The organism is Kocuria sp. MNB10, from assembly GCF_054073685.1.
In genome coordinates this window covers 2,543,773-2,562,897 of record NZ_CM133411.1, presented here as the reverse complement: position 1 = coordinate 2,562,897, position 19,125 = coordinate 2,543,773, and the positions used below count along the sequence as shown (strand labels likewise).

General features: G+C 68.6%; 17 protein-coding genes and 2 tRNA genes. 5 read left to right on the top strand and 14 right to left on the bottom strand.

All coding sequences use genetic code 11. The annotated features are described in order from the left end of the window. Nucleotides 1–66 precede the first annotated feature (66 nt). Together ACW9PK_RS11655 and ACW9PK_RS11650 are read right to left on the bottom strand one after the other, a co-directional pair. The gene (locus tag ACW9PK_RS11655; RefSeq protein WP_457015951.1) at nt 67–867 is read right to left on the bottom strand and encodes an SDR family oxidoreductase; all 801 of its coding nucleotides are present in this window, start codon (nt 865–867) and stop codon (nt 67–69) included. A gap of 63 nt (nt 868–930) precedes the next feature. Continuing rightward, the gene (locus tag ACW9PK_RS11650; protein ID WP_064846141.1) at nt 931–1,299 is read right to left on the bottom strand and encodes a DUF488 domain-containing protein; all 369 of its coding nucleotides are present in this window, start codon (nt 1,297–1,299) and stop codon (nt 931–933) included. Between the two features lie 50 nt (nt 1,300–1,349). Here ACW9PK_RS11650 and valS point away from each other — a divergent pair, with 50 nt between their 5' ends. Beyond that, entirely contained in the window at nt 1,350–4,001 is a 2,652-nt protein-coding gene (valS, locus tag ACW9PK_RS11645) for a valine--tRNA ligase (protein WP_167318415.1), read from the top strand. A gap of 220 nt (nt 4,002–4,221) precedes the next feature. Here valS and ACW9PK_RS11640 read toward each other — a convergent pair whose 3' ends face one another. The 6 genes from ACW9PK_RS11640 to ACW9PK_RS11615 all read right to left on the bottom strand — a co-directional run bounded on the left by ACW9PK_RS11640 (nt 4,222) and on the right by ACW9PK_RS11615 (nt 9,511). After that, nucleotides 4,222–4,824 (bottom strand): mycothiol-dependent nitroreductase Rv2466c family protein, encoded by a 603-nt coding sequence (locus ACW9PK_RS11640; protein WP_098055016.1) that lies wholly within the window; start codon nt 4,822–4,824, stop codon nt 4,222–4,224. A 32-nt stretch (nt 4,825–4,856) separates the two neighbouring features. Then, complete coding sequence (gene clpX / locus ACW9PK_RS11635; protein ID WP_064847274.1) at nt 4,857–6,152, bottom strand: ATP-dependent Clp protease ATP-binding subunit ClpX; 1,296 nt, start codon at nt 6,150–6,152, stop codon at nt 4,857–4,859. A 165-nt stretch (nt 6,153–6,317) separates the two neighbouring features. After that, nucleotides 6,318–6,980, bottom strand: a complete 663-nt coding sequence (locus tag ACW9PK_RS11630) for an ATP-dependent Clp protease proteolytic subunit (RefSeq protein WP_035962208.1) — start codon at nt 6,978–6,980, stop codon at nt 6,318–6,320. A 48-nt stretch (nt 6,981–7,028) separates the two neighbouring features. Then, a complete protein-coding gene (locus ACW9PK_RS11625) occupies nt 7,029–7,631 on the bottom strand; it encodes an ATP-dependent Clp protease proteolytic subunit (protein ID WP_035962642.1) in 603 nt (200 codons plus the stop codon). A 299-nt stretch (nt 7,632–7,930) separates the two neighbouring features. Further along, on the bottom strand, nt 7,931–9,334 hold the full coding sequence (gene tig / locus ACW9PK_RS11620) for a trigger factor (protein ID WP_035962210.1): 1,404 nt from the start codon (nt 9,332–9,334) through the stop codon (nt 7,931–7,933). Between the two features lie 104 nt (nt 9,335–9,438). Beyond that, nucleotides 9,439–9,511, bottom strand: a tRNA-Pro gene (locus ACW9PK_RS11615). 186 nt (nt 9,512–9,697) lie between these two features. Here ACW9PK_RS11615 and ACW9PK_RS11610 point away from each other — a divergent pair. Then, nucleotides 9,698–9,768, top strand: a tRNA-Gly gene (locus ACW9PK_RS11610). A 149-nt stretch (nt 9,769–9,917) separates the two neighbouring features. Here the strand turns inward: ACW9PK_RS11610 and ACW9PK_RS11605 are convergent. Beyond that, nucleotides 9,918–10,841, bottom strand: a complete 924-nt coding sequence (locus ACW9PK_RS11605) for an Fpg/Nei family DNA glycosylase (RefSeq protein ID WP_457015950.1) — start codon at nt 10,839–10,841, stop codon at nt 9,918–9,920. A gap of 15 nt (nt 10,842–10,856) precedes the next feature. After that, nucleotides 10,857–11,369 (bottom strand): ribose-5-phosphate isomerase, encoded by a 513-nt coding sequence (locus ACW9PK_RS11600; protein WP_085107757.1) that lies wholly within the window; start codon nt 11,367–11,369, stop codon nt 10,857–10,859. A 297-nt stretch (nt 11,370–11,666) separates the two neighbouring features. On the opposite strand from ACW9PK_RS11600, the gene pepN reads away from it, so the two are divergent. Together pepN and ACW9PK_RS11590 are read left to right on the top strand one after the other, a co-directional pair. Next, on the top strand, nt 11,667–14,255 hold the full coding sequence (gene pepN, locus ACW9PK_RS11595; RefSeq protein ID WP_457015949.1) for an aminopeptidase N: 2,589 nt from the start codon (nt 11,667–11,669) through the stop codon (nt 14,253–14,255). A gap of 146 nt (nt 14,256–14,401) precedes the next feature. After that, on the top strand, nt 14,402–14,794 hold the full coding sequence (locus ACW9PK_RS11590) for a globin (protein ID WP_035962646.1): 393 nt from the start codon (nt 14,402–14,404) through the stop codon (nt 14,792–14,794). 61 nt (nt 14,795–14,855) lie between these two features. Here ACW9PK_RS11590 and ACW9PK_RS11585 read toward each other — a convergent pair whose 3' ends face one another. Both ACW9PK_RS11585 and ACW9PK_RS11580 read right to left on the bottom strand, forming a co-directional pair. Further along, entirely contained in the window at nt 14,856–15,566 is a 711-nt protein-coding gene (locus tag ACW9PK_RS11585; RefSeq protein ID WP_085107751.1) for a hypothetical protein, read from the bottom strand. Then, nucleotides 15,563–16,030: an acyl-CoA thioesterase gene (locus ACW9PK_RS11580; RefSeq protein ID WP_064847268.1), complete on the bottom strand. Its 468-nt coding sequence runs from the start codon at nt 16,028–16,030 to the stop codon at nt 15,563–15,565. The genes ACW9PK_RS11585 and ACW9PK_RS11580 overlap by 4 nt, the downstream gene beginning before the upstream one ends. 43 nt (nt 16,031–16,073) lie before the next feature. On the opposite strand from ACW9PK_RS11580, the gene ACW9PK_RS11575 reads away from it, so the two are divergent. Continuing rightward, nucleotides 16,074–16,964, top strand: a complete 891-nt coding sequence (locus ACW9PK_RS11575; protein ID WP_098055004.1) for an acyl-CoA thioesterase — start codon at nt 16,074–16,076, stop codon at nt 16,962–16,964. Between the two features lie 9 nt (nt 16,965–16,973). Here ACW9PK_RS11575 and ACW9PK_RS11570 read toward each other — a convergent pair whose 3' ends face one another. Both ACW9PK_RS11570 and ACW9PK_RS11565 read right to left on the bottom strand, forming a co-directional pair. Beyond that, nucleotides 16,974–18,230 (bottom strand): MFS transporter, encoded by a 1,257-nt coding sequence (locus tag ACW9PK_RS11570; protein WP_270259546.1) that lies wholly within the window; start codon nt 18,228–18,230, stop codon nt 16,974–16,976. Next, the gene (locus tag ACW9PK_RS11565; protein ID WP_270259549.1) at nt 18,227–18,997 is read right to left on the bottom strand and encodes a siderophore-interacting protein; all 771 of its coding nucleotides are present in this window, start codon (nt 18,995–18,997) and stop codon (nt 18,227–18,229) included. The genes ACW9PK_RS11570 and ACW9PK_RS11565 overlap by 4 nt, the downstream gene beginning before the upstream one ends. Nucleotides 18,998–19,125 lie beyond the last annotated feature (128 nt).

Below are 19,125 nucleotides of genomic sequence, written 5' to 3'. Positions count from 1 at the left end.
CCCACCAAGGGCAACCGGCCGCCGGTGCTCCGAGGCACCGGCGGCCGGTCACCGCAATGCACGCTGTCAGTTGTTCGTGCGGATTATCTTGTGCGGCGCAGCCTGGGCCACGGGCTTGACCGTGATCGTGTCCAGGTCCACGTGATGCGGCAGTTCCACGGCGAAGGCGCAGACCTCGGCCACGTCCTGGCCCGAGAGCGGTTTCTCCACGCCCGCGTAGATCTTGTCCGCGGCCGCCTGGTCACCACCCAGGCGCATGAGCGAGAACTCGGGAGTGTGCACCAGACCGGGCGCCACCTCCACCACGCGCACGTTGTGCTCAGCCTCCTCGAGGCGCAGCGCCTCGGTCATGGCGCGTTCGGCGTACTTGGCGGCGTTGTAGCCCGCTCCGCCCTCGTAGGCGCGCTGGGCGGCGATCGAGGTCAGGTTCAGCACCGTGCCCTCACCGTTGGCCCGCAACGTGGGCAGGAACGCGCGGACCACCCGCAGGGTGCCCATCACGTTGACGTCGTACATCCACTGCCACTCCTCGTCCTTGGCGTCGGCCACCGTGTCCGTGCCGCGTGCTCCGCCGGAGATGTTGAGGATCGCGTCCACGGTGCCCTGCTCGCCGAGCACCCGATCGCGCAGCGCATCCACCTGCGCCTGGTCGGTGATGTCGGTGGGCGCGGCACTCGCGCCGGTCTCCCGGGCCAATTCCTCGAGACGCTCCGCGCGACGGGCGACGGCGTACACCGTCCACCCGCTCTCGCGCAGGCGGCGCACCGTGGCCTCGCCGATGCCCGTGGAGGCACCGGTGACCACGGCCACCTTGCCGTTGCCGAGCGGCTTGGGATCCTTGTAGGTGGGATGTGTGTTCTGAGTCATGCTTCCACCGTAGCGCGCGGAATTATGACTTAGAACAATCCGGATCGGCTCGATTAGGACGTTTCAGAAACCACTGCGGTGATCGCGCAACCAGCCCAGGAGCACAACGGCGTTGTTGTGCTCCTCGTCCTTCGCGTCATAAAGCAGGGTCGCGGAGTCTACGTCCCGCAGCACGCTCCTGAGCTGCGCGACCTCCCCGGAGGCATCCTCGTCGAGTTCCTCGCGGTAGCGCTGCGCGAAGCGGTCGAACTTCTCGGGGTCGTGACCGAACCACTTGCGCAACTCGTCGCTCGGGGCGACCCCCTTGAACCAGTGGTCCAGGGCTGCATGGTCCTTTCTGACCCCGCGCGGCCACAAGCGATCGACCAGGATCCGAGCGCCATCGTCTCGCGCGGCGTCTTCGCGAATGCGGTGGATGTGCAAACGTGCCATGCCCCCACGCTACGACGGTCCGTGCCCGCGTGCATGAGAGACTGGAGCACATGGCACAGAACCTCGAGGGTACAGACACGCCCGAAATCATCGACAGCGCTGCGTCCACCACCGCGGTGAACGTCCCCGACAAGCCGGCCATGGAGGGCCTGGAGGAGAAGTACTCCGCGCAGTGGCGCGAGAACGGTACGTACGCGTTCCGCGAGGACACCACGCGCGAGGACGTCTACTCGATCGACACTCCCCCGCCCACGGCCTCCGGCTCCCTGCACGTGGGACACATGTTCTCCTACACGCAGACGGACGTGATCGCCCGCTATCAGCGGATGTCCGGCAAGAACGTGTTCTACCCGCTGGGCTGGGACGACAACGGCCTGCCCACCGAGCGCCGCGTGCAGAACTACTACGGCGTGCGCTGCGAGCCCGGCAAGCCGTACATCGAGGGCTACCAGCCTCCGGAGAAGCCGGCCAAGAACCAGCGCGACTGGGACGTGGTGTCCCGCCAGAACTTCATCGAGCTGTGCGAGGAACTCGCGGTCGAGGACGAGAAGGTCTTCGAGCACCTGTTCTCCACCCTGGGTCTGTCCGTGGACTGGACCCGCACGTACCGCACGATCGACGCGCACTCGCGCAAGGTCTCCCAGCTCGCATTCCTCAAGGACTACGAGGCCGGTAACGCGTACATGGCCGAGGCCCCCACCATGTGGGACGTCACGTTCCGCACCGCCGTGGCCCAGGCCGAGCTCGAGGACCGCGAACGCGAAGGTGCCTACCACCGCGTGGCGTTCCACCGACCGGACGGCGAGAAGGTCTTCATCGAGACCACCCGCCCCGAGCTGCTGCCCGCGTGCGTGGCGCTGGTGGCCCACCCGGACGACGAGCGCTACCAGGCGCTGTTCGGCACCACCGTGCGTTCCCCGCTGTTCGACGTCGAGGTCGAGGTCAAGGCCCACCCGCTCGCCAAGCCGGACAAGGGCTCGGGTATCGCCATGATCTGTACGTTCGGTGACCTCACCGACGTCACGTGGTGGCGCGAGCTCGATCTGCCCACGCGCGCCCTGATCGGCCGCGACGGCCGCTTCGCCTCGGAGCAGCCCGCATGGATCGCCGACGGCGCCCCGGCCGAGAACTACGCGCAGCTCGCCGGCAAGACCGTGTTCTCCGCGCAGAAGACCGTGGTCGAACTGCTCGCCGCCTCCGGTGACATGGAGGGCGAGCCCAAGAAGATCACCCACCCCGTGAACTTCTATGAGAAGGGCGACAAGCCCCTCGAGGTCGTCACCTCCCGCCAGTGGTACATCCGCAACGGCGGTCGGGACGCCGAGCGCCGCGACGCCCTGATCGAACGGGGCCGTGAGATCTCGTGGCACCCCTCGTTCATGCGCGCGCGCTACGAGAACTGGATCGAGGGTCTCAACGGGGATTGGCTGATCTCCCGTCAGCGCTTCTTCGGCGTGCCGTTCCCGGTGTGGTACCCGCTGGACGAGTCCGGTGAACCGGATTACGACCACCCCGTGCTCCCCGCCCAAGACCAGTTGCCCGTGGATCCCACCACGGACGTGGCCCCCGGCTACACCGAGGACCAGCGCGATCAGCCCGGTGGATTCATGGCGGACCCGGACGTCCTGGACACCTGGGCAACCTCTTCCCTGACCCCGCAGATCGCAACCGGCTGGGCCGTGGACGAGACCTTGCACGCCAACACGTTCCCCATGGACCTGCGCCCGCAGGGTCACGACATCATCCGCACGTGGCTGTTCTCGACCGTGGTACGCGCCGAGACGCTGGCGCAGACCGTGCCGTGGAAGCACACGGCACTGTCCGGGTGGATCCTGGACCCGGACCGCAAGAAGATGTCCAAGTCCAAGGGCAACGTGGTGATCCCCACCGAGGTGCTCGAGAAGTACGGCTCGGACGCGGTGCGCTACTGGGCGGCGTCGGCCCGCCTGGGCGCGGACACCGCCTACGACGAGGGCCAGATGAAGATCGGCCGTCGCCTGGCGATCAAACTGCTCAACGCATCCAAGTTCGTGCTGGCCCAGGGCGTGACCGAGGCCTCCGTGCTGGGCTCCGGGACGGACGGTTCCGTGGTGACCAACGGTCTGGACCGCTCCCTGTTGGCCCAGCTCGCGGACGTCGTGGAGCGCGCGAGCACCGCGTTCCAGGAGTACGAGTACGCGCGCGCCCTGCAGTTGATCGAGTCCTTCTTCTGGACCTTCACGGACGACTACGTGGAGCTCGTGAAGGACCGCGCATACGGTTCCCGCGGGGAGGCCTCGCAGGCCTCGGTGCACGCGGCCCTCGCGACGACGCTCGACACCCTGCTGCGCTTGTTCGCCCCGTTCATCCCATTCGCCACGGAAGAGGTGTGGTCGTGGTGGCGCTCCGGTTCGGTGCACCGCGCGGCCTGGCCCGTGACTGACGGGTTCGCCGAGCCCGCTCGCGCGGGTGATCCCGAGGTGCTCACCGTGGTGGGCGAGGCGCTGTCCGGGCTGCGCAAGGCCAAGTCCGAGGCCAAGGTCAAGCAGCGTACCGCGGTCACCTCCGCGGTGATCTCGGGCCCGGCCGCTCAGCTCGAGCAGTTGCGCGCCGGGCTGGAGGACCTCCAGGCCGCCGGTAACGCCGCAGACCTCACGCTCACCGACGCCGAGGGTGAGCTGGCCGTGAGTGACGTCCAGCTCGAGGAAGCACCACAGGCCTGAGTCGACATGGAGGGGCCCCGTCCTGCCTCGTGCGGGATCGGGCCCCTCGGCACATCACGAACGCCGTCGCCCCCGCGGAGCCGCCCTTGCCCGGTCCGACGGGCGGCACCGGCACACCGGGCCCTCTGCGCTGCACCCAGCGCATGAACGAACCCCGCCACGTGCGTGACGGGGTTCGTTCATGCCTGCAGCGGTCGGGCGCACGCGCCGCCGCGGGACGTCAGCTGAAGTCGGGGCCCTTCTCGCGCCCGCGCTTGAGCTCGTAAAAGCCGGGGTAGGACGCCAGCGCCAGGGCGCCGTCCCAGACCTTGCCGGCCTCCTCGCCCTTGGGCGCCGGGGTGAACACGGGACCGAAGAAGCCCACGCCGTTCACGGCGATGCACGGGGTGCCGATGTCCTGACCCGCCACGGCACGGGCCTCGTCCGTGGACGCCCGGATGGCGTCGTCGTACTCGGTGGAGTTCTTGGCCGCAGCGAGGTCTGCCGGCAGACCGACCTCTGCGAGGGACTCGGTGATGATCGCCTCGAGGTCCTGCATGCCACCGGGGTGACGACGGGAGCCCATGGCGTCGTAGAGCTTCTTGTAGTACTCGCCGCCGTGCTGCTCGGCCGCGGCCTGGATCACGCGCACGAGCCACATGGACTCGTCGTGGCCGTGGTGGTGGTTCTCGGGGTTGTCCTCGTTGAGGATGCCCAGCGAGATGATCTTCCAGTCCACCTCCACGTCCCGGATGCGCACGACCTCCTCCATCCAGCGAGAGGTCATCCAGGCCCACGGGCACAGGGGATCGAACCAGAAATCGACGTGTTGCTTCTCGGCCATGAGGTGTCCTTTCGGGCGTTCGGTTCTTTCGCTCACGCTGACTTGTGGCGACGCCGCTCGGCGTCGATCATCTCGTGCGTGAAGATCTCGGGGTCGGCCAGTTTGGCCACGGCGTCCTCGGTGACGAGCACCGCGGCGACGTCGTCGCGGCCCGGCAGTTCGAACATGACCGGCATGAGGATGTCCTCGAGGATCGCGCGCAGACCGCGCGCGCCGGTGCCGCGTTCGATGGCCAGTTCCGCGATGGCCTCGAGTGCCTGCGGGTCGAAGGTGAGTTCCACACCGTCGAGCTGGAAGAGTTTGCGGTACTGCTTGACCAGCGCGTTCTTGGGTTCGGTGAGGATGCGTACCATATCCGCGACGGACAGTTTGGACAGCGTGGCCACCACGGGCAGCCGCCCGATGAACTCGGGGATCAGTCCGAACTTGAGCAGGTCCTCGGGCTGGACCTGACCCGTGAGATCCACGTCCGCGGTGTCCCGGATGGGCGCACCGAAACCGATGCCCTTCTTGCCCGTGCGCTGCTGCACGATCTCCTCGAGACCCGCGAACGCTCCCGCCACGATGAACAACACGTTGGTGGTGTCCAGGTGCAGGAACTCCTGCTGCGGGTGCTTGCGGCCACCCTGGGGCGGCACGGAGGCCACCGTGCCCTCGAGGATCTTCAGGAGCGCTTGCTGGACCCCTTCGCCCGATACGTCCCGCGTGATCGAGGGGTTCTCAGATTTACGAGAAATCTTGTCGATCTCGTCAATGTAAATAATCCCCTGCTCCGCTTTCTTGATATCGAAATCAGCGGCTTGGATGAGCTTGAGAAGAATGTTCTCAACGTCTTCCCCCACGTATCCGGCTTCGGTCAGGGAGGTGGCGTCCGCGACCGCGAACGGCACGTCCAGCTTCTTGGCGAGGGACTGCGCGAGGTAGGTCTTCCCGGACCCCGTGGGTCCTACCAACAGGATGTTGGACTTGGCCACCTCGATGGCCTCCTCGTCCCCCTCGGAGCCCGCAATGGTGAGCGTGTGCCCGGAGACGCCCGCGCGGATGCGCTTGTAGTGGTTGTACACGGCCACGGCCAGCGCACGCTTGGCGGGCTCCTGGCCGATCACGTACTCCCGCAGGTGATCGTAGATCTGCTGCGGGCGGGGCAGCTCCGTCTGGTCCGTCTCCGTGACCTCGGTGAGCTCCTCCTCGATGATCTCGTTGCACAGCTCGATGCACTCGTCACAAATGTAGACCCGCGGGCCCGCGATGAGCTTGCGCACCTGCTTCTGGCTTTTGCCGCAGAAGGAGCATTTGAGCAGGTCAACGCTCTCCCCGATGCGCGCCATGTATCAGCCTCACAGTTCGTCTTGACGGATGCTGGGTCCACTCTAAGCGAGCTTCTCACGGCCCGCCCAATCATGCCGAGGCGCGTGACGGCCACGCCGCATATCCGTGCACCGTGGCCGTCGGCCCCCTCGTCACCCCCGGAAGCTGCGCCTCCGGGTCGCCGCTCAGGCCTGCGTGACCGTGGAGGGCTTGTTGATCTTGCGGGAGTCCAGCACCTGGTCGATGATGCCGTACTCCTGGGCCTCCTTGGCCGTGAGGATCTTGTCGCGTTCGATGTCGCGGTTGATCTCCTCCGCAGCCCTGTTGGTGTGCAGCGCCATGGTCTCCTCCAACCACGTGCGCATGCGCATGATCTCGTTGGCCTGGATCTCGATGTCCGAGGCCTGACCGCCGCCCTGGCCCTCCATGGCGGGCTGGTGGATCAGCACGCGCGCGTTGGGCAGCGCGAGGCGCTTACCGGGAGTACCGCCCGCGAGCAGCACGGACGCCGCGGAGGCCGCCTGGCCCAGGCACACGGTCTGGATCTCGGGGCGGATGTACTGCATGGTGTCGTAGATGGCCGTCATGGCCGTGAACGAACCGCCCGGGGAGTTGATGTACATGGTGATGTCCCGGTCCGGGTCCTGGGACTCGAGCACGAGCAGCTGCGCCATGATGTCGTCCGCGGAGGTGTCATCCACCTGGACGCCCAGGAAGATGATCCGGTCCTCGAACAGCTTGGTGTACGGGTTCTGGCGGCGGTAGCCGTACGGCGTGCGTTCCTCGAAGTCCGGGATCACGTAGCGGCTGGTGGGCAACTGCGGTGCAGTGGCGTGAGGCAAGTTCATTGGTCCGTCCTGAAAGTCTATGGGTGGTTCTGGCAGCTCGCGCGCTGCTTACTGGGAGTCCTTCATGGTTCCGCCGCCACCGGTCACGTTGCCGGCAGACTGGGCGATCTGGTCGAAGAATCCGTACTCCAGGGCGCGCTGAGCGTCGAACCAGTTGTCACGGTCGTTGTCGCGCAGGATGGTCTCGAGCGTCTGACCGGTCTGCTCCGCGGTCAGTTCCGCGAGCCGCTGCTTCATGGACAGGATCAGCTCGGCCTGCACGCGGATGTCGGACGCGGTGCCGCCCATGCCGCCCGAGGGCTGGTGCATGAGGATGCGCGCGTTGGGGGTCGCATAGCGCTTGCCCTTGGTCCCGGAGGACAGCAGGAACTGGCCCATGGACGCGGCGAGGCCCGTGGCGACCGTGACGACGTCGTTGGGGATCAACTGCATGGTGTCGTAGATGGCCATGCCCGCCGTGACGGAACCGCCCGGGGAGTTGATGTAGAGGTAGATGTCCGCCTCGGGGTCCTCGGCGGAGAGCAACAGCATCTGCGAGCAGATGAGGTTGGCGTTGGTGTCCCGCACCTCGGAACCCAACCAAATGATGCGTTCCTTGAGCAGTCGGTTGTAGACGTAGTCGTCCTGACCGCCCGGCGCCATGTCCTCCATACGCGGAGTGGCCGGTGCGGCACCGTACGGCTGAATGGGAGTGGAGGTCATGAATGCCCTCTTTCTGCTGGACGGGTCCGGGTCGAACGAGCGCCGCCGAACCGAACCCATGAACACGTTCTGTCTCAGCAGCGTAGTGCGCCGTCTCCCCGTGCACGCCCGGTGTTCCGCGGTGTTCGCTTCTGGCGCATGGTGGCACGCGGACAGCGAAACGCCACGACGTCCCCTCGGTGGGGGGCTCGTCGTGGCGTTGCGCGGAGGCCGTTGGCACCCGGTTCACCCGGGTGCCAACGGGTGACTCACTTGGTCTCGGCGGCCTCGTCGGTGGCAGCTTCGTCCGCGGCGGTCTCCTCGGAGACGGCCGGAGCGGACTCGGCCTCGGCACCCTGGTCGGCGGCGTCGTCGTCCGCGGAGCCCACGAACTTGGACAGGTCCACGGCTTTGCCGTTGGAGTCGGTGACGGTGGCGTACTCGAGGACCTTGGCCAGGGCCTTGCGGCGGCGCACCTCACCGACCATCATCCCGGCCTGGCCGGAGCCGTCCAGCATCTGTGCGAACTGGTTGGGGTCCATGCCGTACTGCTGGGACATGTTAACGATGTAGTCGATCAGCTCGGACTGCTCCACGCCGACCTCTTCGGCCTCGGCCACGGCGTCCAGGATGATCTCGTTGCGGAACGCGGTCGCGGCGTTCTCACGGACCTCGGCACGGTGCTCCTCGGTGTCGTGACCGGGCTCGGCGGAGGCCTGGGCCTGCGGCGAGTCGAAGTGCTGGGTGACCTGCTCCTCGATGACGTTCTCGGGGACCGGGACCTCGATGAGCTCCACGAGCTTCTCGAGCACCTTGTCACGGGCCTCGATGCCCTGCTCGACGGCGACGGACTCGGCGGCCTGCTTCTTCAGGTCCTCCTTGAGTTCATCGACGGTGTCGAACTCGGAGGCCAGCTGGGCGAACTCGTCGTCCACCTCGGGCAGTTCGCGTTCCTTCACGGCCGTGACCTTGACCTTGACCGTGGCCTCGGCACCGGAGTGCTCGCCACCGGCCAGCGTGGTCTCGAACGTGGCGTCCTCACCGGCGGACAGGCCGGTCACGGCCTCGTCGATGCCCTCGAGCATGGTGCCGGAGCCCACCTCGTAGGACAGGTCGTTGGCGGCGTCCACTTCCTCGCCGTCCACGAGCGCCTGCAGGTCGAGGGTCACGTGGTCACCCTCGGCCGCGGGGCGATCCACGGTCTTGAGGGTGCCGAAGCGACCGCGCAGCTCGTCCAGGGCCTTCTGCTCGTCCTCGGCGGAGGCCTCACGGGCGTCCACCTCGATCTTCAGACCCTTGTAGTCGGGCAGCTCGATCTCGGGACGGATGGCCACGGAGATCTCCACCTGGCTGTCGGCCTCGCGGTCGTCACCCTCCGGCTTGGAAAGCACCTCGACCTGGGGCTGCGACAGCGGGGTCAGCTCGTGCTCGGCGAGGGCCTGCTGATAGAAGTCGTTGAGCCCCTCGTTCAGGGCGTTCTCCACCACGAAGTCGAAGCCCACGCGCTGGTCGATGAGCTTGGAGGGCACCTTGCCCTTGCGGAAGCCGGGGATCTGGATCTGCTCGGCCAGTTCCTTGTAGGTCTTCTGGACGAACGGCTTCAGATCCGCGTAAGCGATGTCAATGGTGATCTTCGCCTCGGTGGGGTTGAGTTTCTCGACGGCGCTCTTCACTTCCGCTGTCACTCCTGGGGTCGATGGGTACTTGCTACAACGGACCGGGGTCGGTCCGGTCGGTCAACGAGCGCCGCAACGCGACGCGCTGCAACGCTCAGACGTCGGGGTGACAGGACTCGAACCTGCGATCTCCTGCTCCCAAAGCAGGCGCGCTAGCCACTGCGCTACACCCCGTGATCACGTGCCCGACACGCGCTCCGTTTCGTCTCCGCCCGTGGACGGAACGAGGTCGACGGCTCGCCCGCGGGCGAGCCGACATCACGACAGTCTATCGTGTCGCGGCCCCGCACCCGGCAACCGGGTGGTAGAACCCGGTGATTGGCACGGTTTCTGGGGCTCGTGTACTCTTTCAACGTCCCCGGGGATGTAGCTCAATGGTAGAGCCCCAGTCTTCCAAACTGGCTACGCGGGTTCGATTCCCGTCATCCCCTCAGCGATCCCCGAAACCCCGCCGTACCCGTGTGCGCCGCGGGGTTTTGTCGTTCCCGCGACCCTTCTCCCGACACCCCCCCCCCGGAAGACTCTCGCAGTACGACGCCGCGTCGAACCGGACCGGGCACACGGTGGGTGCGAGGCCGCATCACGCCTGGCAGCTCGGGCACCAGTAGAGCCCCCGCCCGTTGAGGTCGCGCTTGAGCACGGTGGTCCCGCACCGCAGGCACGGCTGCCCGTGGCGGTGGTAGACGTAGTTCGCATGCTCGGGCCATGCCTCGAGGTCCGGGATGTCGGGGCGGTCCGCCGGATCCGTGGTGATGATCCGGCCCACGCGCACCCCCACGGCCATGAGCGTCACGTTCTCCTCCCACAGCCCGAGCAGGTCCTCGCGGGTCAGCGAGGCTCCGGGCGTCATGGGGTTCACACCCCGGCGGAACAGGGACTCCGCCCGGAAGATGTTGCCGATCCCCGATACCACGTTCTGCTCCATGAGCAGCACGCCGATCGCCCGCTTGCTCTTGCCCGCGGCGCGCAGGAACGGTTCCGGATCGGCCTGCGGGTCCAGGGGGTCCGGTCCCAGCTTGGCCTCCGCGGCCCGCGCTTCCTCCGGTGTCTCCACCGTGCACAGGGCCGGCCCGCGTAAATCCGCCCACCCGTGCTCGCCGGCCAACCGGGCCCGCACGGCACCGACCGGGGGCTCGGGAACGACCCGTCCGGCGTCGTCGTACGCCACTGCCGATTCCTCCGCGGAGCCGGACTCGCGCTCCCCCACGCGGCGCGGGGCGCCAATAGAGGACGCCGCCGCGAACTGCTCGTCCCCCGCGAAACTCCACGCGCCGTAGATGCCGAGGTGCGAACGCATGACCACGACGTCGTCCGGGTCACAGGGCGCCGCGAAGTCCAGGTAGAGGTGCTTGCCGTGGGCGCGGGCGCACGTCAGGACGCGCCCGTCCAGCACGGCGGCACCCGCGGCGAAGCGGCCCTGGGGACTCGTGACGCGCAACCGCTGGCCCACGAACAGGTCCCCGAGCTGACGCCCGAGGCGGTGGATCGAGTGGCCCTCGGGCACGTCCGACGCCCCCGCTCAGTCCTGCGTGTACGGGCGGACTGGGACCTCGGAGAGGTGGCCCACGATGTCCCCGGTGCGCTCGAACTCGGCGAGCTGCTCGATTCGGCGCACGTGCCGGGACTCCCCCGAGAACGGCTCGGCGAGGAAGATCCGCACGAGCTCCAGGGCCTCGTCGTTGCCGTGCTGGCGCCCGCCGATCGCGATCACCTGGGCGTCGTTGTGCTGCCGGGCCAACCGGGCGGTGTCCTCGTTCCACACGAGGGCCGCGCGGATCCCCCGGACCAGGTTGGCCGCCATCTGCTCGCCGTTACCGGAACCGCCCAGCACGATGCCGAGCGAGTCCAGACCGTTCTCGCGGTCCTCGCGGACCCCCTGGGCAGCACTGATGCAGAACGCGGGGTAGTCGTCCGCGGCGTCGTAGACCGCGGGGCCGTGGTCGATCATCTCGTAACCGTCCTCGCTCAGCCGCTGCATGAGGAAGTGGGACAGCTCGAGGCCTGCGTGGTCGGTGGCAATGTGCACGCGCATGGGACGTCAGCAACTCCTGGACGGGGTGGTCGCGGGGCAACCGGCACGTCTGCTCCGCGACGGGGAAAGGGTCGCCTCCACCTTAGCCGCCGATCCCACCGGCGCGGGCGCTCCCCCGGCTCGCGCCCGGGCAACGATCGGACCGGCGGAGGGGCCGTGCCGTCGCGGTATGCGTGCGAGGAAGAACGCGGGCCCGAGTCGGCGGCGTGGGGCCCGCGGCGGGACTTGCGACGGCTGCCATAATGGCAAGATGCCCCGCGCGGGCATCGAATTGTCGTCGAGGAGAGGAACGCCGCTGTGCCCGGAACGAACCTGACCCGAGCGGAGGCCGCCGAGCGCGCGCGGATCATCTCGGTTGAGTCCTACCACGTGGATCTGGACCTCACGGGGGACCCCGAGACCTTCCGGGCGCGCACCACGGTGACGTTCGATGCCGAAGCGGGAGCGCACACGTTCATCGACGCGATCACCGCGTCCGTGGATTCCGTGACCCTCAACGGCACCTTCCTGGACCCCGCGAAGGTCAGCGACGGCGAGCGCATCGACCTGCCCGATCTCGCCGAGCACAACGAGCTCGTGGTGGACTCCCGGATGTACTACATGAACACGGGTGAGGGCCTGCACCGGTTCGTGGATCCCGTGGACGAGCAGGTGTACCTCTACACCCAGTTCGAGGTCGCGGACACCCGCCGGATGTTCCCGGTGTTCGAACAGCCCGATCTCAAGGCCACGTTCCAGTTTGCGGTCACCGCACCCGCCGACTGGGACGTGGTGTCCAACCAGCCCACCCCGGAACCCTTCCCAGTGGCAGACGGCGTGGCCCGGTGGGAGTTCTCCCCCACCCCCGTGATCTCGTGCTATATCACCGCGTTGATCGCGGGCCCCTACGTCAAGACCACGGACAGCCTGGTCTCCTCGGACGGACGCACCATCGAGCTGGGCCTGTTCGCGCGCCGCTCCCTGTTCGAGTACGTGGACGCCGAGGAGATGTTCGAGGTCACCAAGCAGGGCTTCGAGTTCTTCGAGTCCCAGTTCGGGGTGCCCTACCCCTTCGAGAAGTACGACCAGCTCTTCGTGCCGCAGTTCAACGCCGGCGCCATGGAGAACGCGGGCGCGGTGACCTTCGTGGAGTCCTACGTCTTCCGCTCCAAGCCGGCGCAGGCCCGCGTGGAGCGCCGCGCGATCACCGTGCTGCACGAGCTCGCGCACATGTGGTTCGGGGACCTCGTGACCATGCGCTGGTGGAACGACCTGTGGCTCAACGAGTCCTTCGCCGAGTACATGTCCACCCTCGCGTGCGCGCAGAACACCCGGTACACCAACGCGTGGACCACGTTCGCGGCCGGGGAGAAGTCCTGGGGCTACGAACAGGACCAGCTGCCCACCACCCACCCCATCAAGGCCGAGATCCCGGACCTCGAGGCGGTGCTCGTGAACTTCGACGGCATCACCTACGCCAAGGGTGCCTCGGTGCTCAAGCAGCTCGTGGCCTGGGTGGGCCAGGAGGAGTTCATGGCGGGGCTCAACCGCTACTTCGGCAAGCACGCGTGGTCCAACACGGAGCTCTCGGACCTGATGGTCGAGCTCGAGGCGGCCAGCGGGCGCGACCTGACCGACTGGTCCACGCGCTGGCTCGAGACCGCGGGCGTGAACACCCTGGTGCCGCAGGTCGAGGCCGATGACGATGGCGTCATCACGTCCTTCCGGATCGAGCAGCTGGGCCAGGACGGCCATCCCACCCTGCGGCCCCACCGCGTGGCCGTGGGCTTCTACGACCACCGTGAGGACACCGGACTGCTGAGCCGCACGTTCCGCGTGGAGCTGGACGTGGACGGCGAGTTCACCGACGTCCCGCAGCTCGTGGGTCGCGAACTCCCGGACCTGGTGCTGCTCAACGACGACGACCTCGCCTACGCCAAGATCCGCCTGGACGAGTGCTCCCTGGCCACGGCCACCACCCACCTCGGAGACTTCGAAGAGTCGTTGCCCCGCTCGCTCGTGTGGGCCGCGGCGTGGGACTCCGTGCACGACGGCGTGAGCCCGGCGCGCGACTACGTGGACCTCGTGCTCTCCAACGTGGGCCACGAGACCGACTCCACGGCCGTGCAGGTGCAGCTGCGCCAGCTGGACGTGGCCCTGGACCGCTACCTCGCCCCCGAGCACGCGGACGAGGTCCGGGCCCGGGCCGCGGACACCCTGTGGGATCTCACGGCCGCCGCGGAGGCGGGCTCCGACCACCAGTGGCAGTTCTTCCGGGCCTTCCTGCGCCGGGCGTGCACCGAGGCGCATTTCGATCGCATCGAGGGTTTCTTCGACGGGGGCGTCCCCGAGGGGATCGAACTGGACACGGACACCCGTTGGGCCGTGCTGATCGCGCTCGTCGCGGCCGGCCGCAAGGGCGCCGAGGACATCGACCGTGCGCTGGCCGAGGACAACACCGAAACCGGTGCGATCGCCGCGGCCACCGCGCGCGCCGCGATCCCCACCCCGGAGGCCAAGGCCGAGGCGTGGCGGCTCGTCGTGAGCGAGGGCGCGCTGCCCAATTCCCAGCAACAAGCGGCGATCGCCGGCTTCTTCCGCGTGCACGACGACGCCCTGGTCACCCCGTACGCCTCTCGCTACTTCGACGCCGTCACGGGTGTGTGGACCGAGCGTACGCACGAACTCGCGCAGCAGATCGCCGTGGGACTGTTCCCCCGGGCCGTCGGCCAGGACACAGTGGACGCCGCCCAGGCGTTCCTCGACCGGTTGGACCCGGCCCTGTCCGGGCTGCGGCGGATCGTGTTGGAACGCCAGGACGCCGCGCGCCGCGCCGTGCGCGCCCAGGCCGTGGACGCCGCGGCGCTGCAGGACTCAGCGAGTGACGCCCCGGAGGCCGACCGATGAGTGGGACGCAGGACTCTTCCCAGCCACTCGACCCGCAGGCCGCTGCTCCGGCGGGGCGGCGCACCTTCACGCTGGGTGCGGTGGGTTCCCGGTCGGCCGCCGGCTCGGTGACCCAGCCCCCACAACAGGTGGGGGACGCGCGGGGCGTGGCCGAAGCGGCGTCGTCGGACTCGTTCTACGCCCAGGTGGGCGGGCACGAGACGTTCGCCAAGCTCACCCGGGAGTTCTACGCGCGCGTGGCGCAGGACCCCGATTTCAAGGCGCTGTACCCCGAGGAGGACCTGGGACCCGCGGAGGAGCGGCTGCGGATGTTCCTGGAGCAGTACTGGGGCGGACCCACCACGTACTCCGAACAGCGCGGGCACCCCAGACTGCGGATGCGCCACGCCCCGTTCCCCGTGGACACGTGGGCGCGCGAGACGTGGTTGACGCACATGCGCGCGGCCATGGACACCCTGGAGCTGTCCCCGCTACACGACGGCATCATGTGGGACTACTTCGACCGCGCCGCCCACGCGATGGTCAACCGCCCCGGCTGAGGCGTTCTCCTCGCGTGCGGGGGCCCGGTCCCGGCACTGCCTTACCGGGCGGGGCCGGGTCTCAGCGGGAGACCTTGACGAGCACGTGACCCGCGCCCGTGCTCAGGCGCACCCACTGGCCCGAGGCCTCGGCCGCGACGTGCACGTCCGATTCGGACGCCGGGATGAACCCCAGGACGTCCAGGGCGAACGCGGCGCCGTCGGGGATCTCCGGGCCCTCCAGGGGACCCCAACCGGACCCGGCACCCCACACCCGCGCGCGGACCTTCTGGACCACGGCGGCGCCGGAGTTGGTGGGCACGGAATCGGACACGGTCCGGATACCGCGGTGCGCCACGTCGCGAACGCGGTGGGCGGGCACGGACCCCAGGGAGCGCCACCCCGTGCGGGGGGCCACGATCCCCGCCCAGGAGGCCGAGACCTCTTGCGGCGGGGCACTGATCCACACCGGGGCGTCGTCGTCGGACCCGCGAGCGCCCGTCTCGCGCGCGAGCCGGTCCGTGATGGCGGCCACGGCCACGGTGACGTCCAGCTCGCACGACTGCGCCAGTGACATCGTGCGCAGCCCCAGCACCACGGGTGCGGTGTCCAGGAGTCCGGCCGGGTGGATGACCGACACCCACGCCGCGAGCACCCGGTCCAAGCCCTGCAACCGGACGGCCGCCTGCGGATCCACCGAGCGGGCGCGGCTCAGGTACGTGGCCAGGTCGGCGGCGTCCTGCCGGTCCTGCAGCAGGAAGCCGTCCGTGCGGGTATCACCAGGGTCGCTCATCGCTCGTCCGGCTCCTTGACCTCGTCCTCGAGCGTGGCCAGCAGTGCTTTCTGGTCATCCGTGAGCTTCATGCTCTTCCCCGTGTCCGGGTCCATGACCACGATGACCGACTCGCCCTCGGCGTAGACGTGCGAACCGTCCTCCTCCTGCAGGCTGTAGGAGATCGTGAACGACGAACCGCCCACGCGCGAGATCCACGTGCGCACGTACACCGGCTCCTGGCGGAAGAACAGCTGCTCCTTGTAGTCCACGCTCTGGTGGACCACCACGGTGCGGTTCTTGCCCACCGATTCGCGGAAGGTCGTGTCCTCGGGGATGCCGTGCTGGGCGTCCGCCTTGATGGGGGACGCCGTGAGCCGCACACGGGCGTCCTCGAAGTAGCGCAGCATGGTCACGTTGTTGATGTGGCCGTACTGGTCCTGGTCGAAGAACCGCATCTGGACGGGAACGTTGAGGGAAGTCATGGCTCTATCAGATCACACCCGATGCCCGGTTTAGAGTGGTGCCATGACAGTCGACCCGTTGCAGGACCCCGTGGAAGCTCTCATCCAGATGCTCCAACTCGCGGACGGAGGGGGGGCCCGCACCACGGAAGACATTTTCGTGGGCAACACCATCACCTCGCCGCGAGCGCGGGTGTACGGGGGGCAGGTCCTGGCGCAAGCGGCCATGGCGGCCATGCGCACCGTCAAGCCGGACCGGCACATCCACTCCCTGCACGCCTACTTCCTGCGTGGCGGTGACATCGAGGTCCCCATCACGTTCGGGGTGGAACGGGTCCGCGACGGTCGCTCGTTCTCCGCCCGGCGGATCCACGCCTACCAGCACGGGAAGACCATCCTGTCCGTGATCGCGTCCTTCCAGGATCCCGCCGAGGGGTTGGAGCACCAGGAGCCCATGCCCGAGAACGTGCCCGATCCGGAGTCGCTGCCCGCGCTGCGCGAGACGCTCGGGGCACTGGACATCCCCGAGGCCCGCGCGACCGCGTTCGAGCGGCCCTTCGACATGCGCTACGTGACCGAGCCGTTGTTCCTGCCGTGGAAGGGTGCGCAGGATGCGTACAACGCGGTGTGGATCAAGGCGCTGGCCCCCTTGCCGGACGACCCGAACATCCACCGGGCGGCCCTGGCCTACGTCTCCGACTACACGATGATGGAGCCCATCCTGCGCTGCCACGGCAAGTCCTGGGTGGAACCGGGGATGAACGTGGCGTCCCTGGACCACGCGATGTGGTGGCACCGCTACGCCCGCGCGGACGAGTGGATCCTCTACACCCAGACCTCCCCCAGCGCATCCTCGTCCCGGGGTCTGGCCATCGGCAAGATGTTCACGCGGGACGGCACGATGATCGCCACCACGGTGCAGGAGGGCATGATGCGCCTGCCCGAGTTCCACTGAGCGGGGCCCTCACACGCGGCGTGCCAGTAGCGGGTGCGACCGGCACACGATCACGCCCGCCACGGACACCGCGAGTCCGAACACGAGTGACGCGCCGTAGCCGGCCATGCCGGCCAGGAACAGGGCCGCCCACGCACCGACGCTCCCGCCGAGCATGCCGATGGAGCTCAGGAGCGTGAAGTCGGCGCCGGCGCACCCGGGACGCGCAAGGTCCAGGTTCACCGCGTAGATGCCCGTGTTCATCACGGTGTAGCCCGCGAGCACGCCGCACGCTCCCACCACGCCCAGCGGCACCTGCAGCCACTGGTCCACGCCCGCACCGGGCCACACGACGGGTGCCAGACACACCCCACCGAGCAATTGGATCCCGGCGCCGAGCAACAGCGTGACGCCGCGCCCGCGCCGTCGGCACAACCGGCCGCCCAGGAGTGCCGCGGCCAGGGCGGGCGCCGCCGCGATCATGGAGGTGACCGCGCCGATGAAGGCCAGTGACCACCCCGCGTCCACGAGTGCCGGGGTCACGAGGGACCACACGGCTGCGGAGCCGAACGTCACCAGGGGGACACCACCGAGCGCCCAGGCCTTGGCCCCCGGTACGGCCAGCATGCCGAACATCCCGGAGAGCCCGCGGGGTTGCGCGTTCGACGCCGCGCGCTCCGGTTCCCGGTGCCGCAGCACGGGGACCATCGCGGCCGCGGTGCACAGTGCGAGCGCGATCACCGCGGCCCGCCATCCCCATGCGTCGTAGATCAGCAAGGCCAATCCGCCGCCGATCACGGTCCCGATGTAGCTCGCCCCCACCTGGACCCCCGCACCGAGATCGTGCTGGGAGCGATCGAGACCCCTTACGGACAGCGCGTCCGCCGCGATGTCCTGCGTCGCGGAGAAGAGCACGAACGCCGCGGCAAGGATCACGAGGACCCTCAGACTGTCCTGCGGGTCGGCGAACACGGCCATGGCCAGCAGGGCGAGCACCATGAGGGGTTGCAGCACGAGCAACCACGACCTGTAGTGCCCGCGCGCCCGGTTCGGCGCCCACCGATCGATCAGGGGTGCCCACAGGAACTTCACGGGCCACACGAGGGCGAGCAGCTGCAGGGCGCCCAGGGTCCCCAGGTCCGTGCCGCCGTCGCGCAGGATGCCCACCAGGCCGGTGGACAGGAACGCCGCCCCGATGAACTGCGTGGTGTATAGCGCCCACAGCAGCCCCCAGAACCCACGGTTCGTGCGGATCCCCGCGGGCGCGGACAGGGTCATGGTGCTCATACATTCCTCCAGTAGGCGGTGGCGTCGATGTGTGTGCGGGGCACGCCGTAGCGGGTGCGCAGGGCCGAGGTCAGCAGGCGGTTCTGCTGCGCCTCCACAGCGATCCAGTACCGGTCCCCCGGTGCGGGCGGATGCGTCTCCCAGTGCGCGAGCACGGCCGCGGCCACGTCCTCCCCCGCGCCGATGTGGTGCACCGTGTGCACCTGGTGGCGCTTCGCTGCGGCCAGGGGCAGGTCGGCGTCCCGCGGGTCGCGGTACTCGAACCACACCTCGACGTCGTGGGTTCCCAACAGCGGGAGCATGGAGTTCAGGGCGGGCAAGCTCGCGGGGTCGCCCACGAGCACCGTGCGTCCCGGGAAATCGGCATCGAGCCCCGGAGCGGGTTCGGACCCGTGACCGCGGCGCGGTGTCCTGCGCGGCGGCCAGGGCGGGGTGCTGCCGAGCAGCGACGCCCGGATGGTGTCGCCGGGTGCGCACGTGCGAGCCCAGTCGGAGGAGGCGCCGTCGTGCAGGGCGAACTCCATGTCGAAGACGCCCTCGTCCGGGCGTGGGTCGACCACCGTGAACGCCCGCTGGTGGTCCTTGCCGCGGGACGTGAACCACAACCGCAACCACATGGTCGGGAACGGCGTGTGGCGCGCGAGGAACCCCTCGTGCCGCACGGTGATGCGCGTGTAGGCGGGGCCGACGTCGCGGCGACTCACCACCGTGAGCACGGTCTCGGAAGCCCCGAGGGCTCGGACGGCCAGACGTTCCCAGTGGGGCACGGGCGTTCTCCTCGTTCGGCGGGCGGGTCACGGGACACCAGCCCGGAAGGAACCGGCAGGTCGCGAGGCAGTTCTGCGTGTTCCGGGGTGGATCGGACGGTACACAAGTGCTGACTCTTAGGTTAGCC

Coding starts and splice junctions, on each gene's coding strand:
- ACW9PK_RS11655 (WP_457015951.1), bottom strand. CDS start 867: ATGACTCAGAACACACATCCCACCTACAAGGATCCCAAGCCGCTCGGC.
- ACW9PK_RS11650 (WP_064846141.1), bottom strand. CDS start 1,299: ATGGCACGTTTGCACATCCACCGCATTCGCGAAGACGCCGCGCGAGAC.
- valS (WP_167318415.1), top strand. CDS start 1,350: ATGGCACAGAACCTCGAGGGTACAGACACGCCCGAAATCATCGACAGC.
- ACW9PK_RS11640 (WP_098055016.1), bottom strand. CDS start 4,824: ATGGCCGAGAAGCAACACGTCGATTTCTGGTTCGATCCCCTGTGCCCG.
- clpX (WP_064847274.1), bottom strand. CDS start 6,152: ATGGCGCGCATCGGGGAGAGCGTTGACCTGCTCAAATGCTCCTTCTGC.
- ACW9PK_RS11630 (WP_035962208.1), bottom strand. CDS start 6,980: ATGAACTTGCCTCACGCCACTGCACCGCAGTTGCCCACCAGCCGCTAC.
- ACW9PK_RS11625 (WP_035962642.1), bottom strand. CDS start 7,631: ATGGAGGACATGGCGCCGGGCGGTCAGGACGACTACGTCTACAACCGA.
- ACW9PK_RS11600 (WP_085107757.1), bottom strand. CDS start 11,369: ATGCGCGTGCACATTGCCACCGACCACGCAGGCCTCGAGCTGTCCCAC.
- ACW9PK_RS11585 (WP_085107751.1), bottom strand. CDS start 15,566: ATGAGCGACCCTGGTGATACCCGCACGGACGGCTTCCTGCTGCAGGAC.
- ACW9PK_RS11580 (WP_064847268.1), bottom strand. CDS start 16,030: ATGACTTCCCTCAACGTTCCCGTCCAGATGCGGTTCTTCGACCAGGAC.
- ACW9PK_RS11575 (WP_098055004.1), top strand. CDS start 16,074: ATGACAGTCGACCCGTTGCAGGACCCCGTGGAAGCTCTCATCCAGATG.
- ACW9PK_RS11570 (WP_270259546.1), bottom strand. CDS start 18,230: ATGAGCACCATGACCCTGTCCGCGCCCGCGGGGATCCGCACGAACCGT.